Raw genomic sequence first — 2,801 nt, 5'->3', positions numbered from 1 at the left:
CCACCGGCAGCCCGGCGTTGATGTCCCACGTGAACTGCGTCGTCGTCATGCCGACCGTGCGGCTATCGCGGAGGCCGTCGCCCCGGTAGGCGAAGGTGCTCGTCACCGAGTTCACCGTGGCCTCGACCATGCGGTCCTCGTAGTCCCACCCGAAGGTGTCGCTGCCGCGCTCGACCAGGTTGCCGTTGTCGTCCCACGTGTAGTCGATGGCCGGCGCCGGGCTCGGCGGCTGCACCTGCGTGATGCGGTCGGCGTCGTCATAGGTGTAGGCCGTGGTCCCGGCCGAAGTGGTCATGCTTGTCCGGTTGCCGAAGGCGAAGCTCACTCCCATGTGCTCTTCATCTGTTCGAGTCGGCCAATGAGTTCATCCGCGACAAGCGCTAGGCTGTTTGGCTCGAAGTCACTATCGAGATTCCCGATGAACTCAATCAAGGCCCAGGTTTGCAGTTTCTCGATGTCGTCATCCGAAAGGTTCTCGCCTCGAGACAGCAATCGAAGCAAGTGAGCGAACTCGGCATCGGGCGTTGGTGCTCGGCCCAACAACGAGCCGGCAAGCTTCGCGACTTCATGAAGGCCGTCCAATCAGTACCTCCACCCACGGCGCGACGTTGCGATTACGGTGATTACTCGCCCAGCCGCATTCAGAACCACCGTGGCATCCCTCCCCCGGTAGACCCAGGCTGGTCTGCCACCACGGACTTCTTTGGTGACCTGGCCGTGCTTGATTGCCTCTCGGATCGCCCGCGTGCTTACACCATGCCCATCCCTTGAGATGGCCTGGTTGATCCCATGCCTCGTGAATCCGGTGAGCTTCTTTGGTCCGTCGCCGTACGGTGCAACGGCAAGGTACTCGCCAACGAGAGTGCCAATCTCGACCAAATGGTCATCGAGCCAACGGTTCAGTCTGTCGATCTGAGCCTTGCAGTGAGGCGGGACTGTGTAGGCATACCAACCGACGCACGCAGCATCTACCCCCGGCGGAGAGGAGTCGCCATCCTTGCAGATGCCGATTCCAAAAAGGCACGTTCCCCCTCCGCCCGGCCAAATGCTCCACAGTCCCGTGGGGTCAACGAACACTGCGGGCGATGCATTAGCATACCCGTGGCTAGCGCCGGTCCAAGCAGCAGCAACGGCCAACGGGTCCCTGCTCAGGAACACCCCCGTAGCCGGGTCGTAGTACCTGGCTCGCAGGTACTGGAGCCCCGTGGCGTCCGTCTGCCGGCCGGCGAAGTCGAACTCGTTCCCCTGGCTGCCGCTGCCGCCAGTGACCTCGCCATACACATCGTACTGGTACGACTTCACCACGTTCCCGCTACCATCGACCATCGCCCTCGTCGAGCCCAGCCGGTCAGTGCGGTCGTGGTGGGTATCGCGCTCACGCTCATTCAACTCGATCCCCCAGCAACTCGCAGTTCTATCCACGCTACCTCTGTGATTACTCCACATCCTCGCTGGAGTGTGCAGCGATCCTTTCTCGACGGAGCTTTGCAACATTCTCGAAGGTGCGGGGGTTGGATGAACCGGTCACGGCTTCTAGGAGGAAGACGACGGAGGCCCAGCCGTAGTGAACCGCGAGAGGAAGGCGCCAGAAAGCATAATCGAGACGCGAAGCGAACCGGCTCACCGTGAAGTACCCGCATGCAACCTACTGGCCCCTCCGTTCTTTGGTCGGTCTCGGCCCTATCTGCGGGCTCTGCGCCTCAGGACACGCCAACCCAAGAGCGCCGCGTATGCGGCGAGCGCCGCGATCAAGACGATAAGGAGTGTCATTCGCGCGCTAGTCGGGCCTGCGAGTAGGACCAGCGTTAGCGCGAGAAGTACTAGGACATAGGCCAGAGCGGTTCCGTGCTTCACCATCTTGATTTGTTCCTCACGGCTTTTCCTTGAGGGGGCTCGGCGTGTCTTGGCCTCCACCTAAGGCCTCCTCGACCACATCCTGCAGCTTGCCAACCGCGGGGCAGAGCGGCATCGAGATGCCCGGGATTACGCCAGGGACGGGAAATGGCGCTGAGGTGATTAGCATGCACACGAACTGTGCTTCGTTGTACACGCCTTCCTCCCGCCTCTTCTTGATGATCTCTTGTTTGGCCCAGATCGTGTACCCGACCAGGGCGATAGCTCCCGCACACGCTGGTGCAGCGGCTCCACCTGAAGCCACCGCGGCAGGGCAGGCAAGAGCGACCGCCAGCCCTGCTGCGGCCTGAGCGATCGACAATTGCACCAGAGGGTCCTTTGCCTTTCCGACAGCGAGGTCCACGAGGGCATCCGCAGCGTCCTGAAGATGATCAGCTGCCGCAGATGCCGTACCTCCGACGGCACCGCCAATAGCTGATCCGGCGTTCTTGGCACACTCCCACGGGTCCTTCCAGCTGCACTTGTCGAGCCCCCAGGGATCGCTGAAGTTCGTGGGTGCCGCGCCAGCGTACCCGAATGGCGACTGTGGCCAACCAGTCTTGAAAGATAAGGGATCGCGGCTCAAGAACACCCCCGTAGCCGGGTCGTAGTACCTGGCGCGGAGGTACTGCAGGCCGGTGCTCCCGTCGGTCTGCTGGCCGGCGAAATCGAACTCGTTCGCCAGGCTGCCGCTGCCGCCCGCGACCTCGCCATACACATCGTACTGGTACGACTTCTGGACCACGCCCGAGCTGTCGATCACCGCCATGGTCGACCCCAGCCCGTCCGCCAGGTAGTAATACCAGTTGCCCGACTGCTTCATCGCCGAGAGCCCGGCGCCGTAGAGATACTGGTTGCCGTCGTCGAGCACCACCGGCAGCCCGGCGTTGATGTCCCACGTGAACTGC

General features: G+C 62.4%; 4 protein-coding genes. All 4 read right to left on the bottom strand.

The annotated features are described in order from the left end of the window. Positions 1 to 325 (bottom strand): hypothetical protein (locus HRF45_06085; GenBank protein ID MEP0766097.1); only part of this gene is annotated, 325 nt, incomplete at its 3' end. Next, positions 322 to 582, bottom strand: coding sequence for a hypothetical protein (locus tag HRF45_06080; protein MEP0766096.1), 261 nt, complete (start codon positions 580 to 582; stop codon positions 322 to 324). The genes HRF45_06080 and HRF45_06085, both read right to left, overlap by 4 nt. Further along, positions 583 to 1,422, bottom strand: coding sequence for an RHS repeat-associated core domain-containing protein (locus HRF45_06075; protein ID MEP0766095.1), 840 nt, complete (start codon positions 1,420 to 1,422; stop codon positions 583 to 585). It lies immediately after the preceding gene. A 448-nt stretch (positions 1,423 to 1,870) separates the two neighbouring features. After that, a partial coding sequence (locus HRF45_06070; GenBank protein ID MEP0766094.1) for an RHS repeat-associated core domain-containing protein occupies positions 1,871 to 2,801 on the bottom strand: 931 nt, incomplete at its 5' end.

The organism is Fimbriimonadia bacterium (genome assembly GCA_039961735.1).
Classification (GTDB): Bacteria; Armatimonadota; Fimbriimonadia; order Fimbriimonadales; family JABRVX01; genus JABRVX01.
The sequence above is the reverse complement of the archived record's forward strand: the minus strand, read 5'-3'. Positions and strand labels throughout refer to the sequence as shown.